Raw genomic sequence first — 697 nt, 5'->3', positions numbered from 1 at the left:
TTCATGGTAATATCTATGAAGTTAGTCTTGTTTTATCAGGTGCAAATGAAGGGGCTACAATCGATTATACCAATCTTGAACATTCTAGTGAACAAGATTTTGAAAATGGTGAAGCCCTAATCGAGCCAAACTTCTTAATTCATTCTGTTGAAGAGGAAGAGAATTTCCTACCTGCAGATGAAGATCCTGAAGAAGATGTAACAGAAAATAATGAAGAGAATATAACAACTGAAGAAGTTGAAGAACTCTCTCATGCTGCAACCAAAGGAGGTACTAGCGTGGCTAATACACAAGAAACGGAAGATAACCGTACTATTAAAGATGTGCTTGACACATTGAATGATGACCAAAAAGCAGCAGTGGCTTACCTACTTGCGAATCAAGAAGGGGGAAGTGATGAAACTGCACAACAATCTGATGAATTCGAAGGAGACGAAACATTGAAACATTCAGTATTTAACGATGGCCTGGCATATGCAGAAGCTGGATACTTAACGGAAGACGGAAGTGTCCTTACGCATGGAGATGCAAATGCAATTCTCGCACAAGCAGCTACTTCTAAAGTGACTTCACTTGTAGACGTATTTGCCAATGCTGGTATTTCAGAAGATGATCTTAAACATGGTATTTCAAATATCGAAGCTCTCTTCCCTAACACTACTGCTCAAGGCAGTGTCACTGTTGTTAACCCTAAAGG

Annotated in this window: 1 protein-coding gene; it reads left to right on the top strand. The window is 39.5% G+C overall.

Features of this window, described 5'->3' with window-relative positions:
- Window positions 1-697: hypothetical protein (locus N1032_RS25480; RefSeq protein ID WP_259543387.1), on the top strand; the 697-nt coding region annotated here is incomplete at both ends.

The sequence above is a fragment of the Herbiconiux daphne genome, assembly GCF_024979295.1.
In the GTDB taxonomy this organism is placed as follows: Bacteria; Actinomycetota; Actinomycetes; order Actinomycetales; family Microbacteriaceae; genus Herbiconiux; species Herbiconiux daphnes.
The sequence above is the reverse complement of the archived record's forward strand: the minus strand, read 5'-3'. Positions and strand labels throughout refer to the sequence as shown.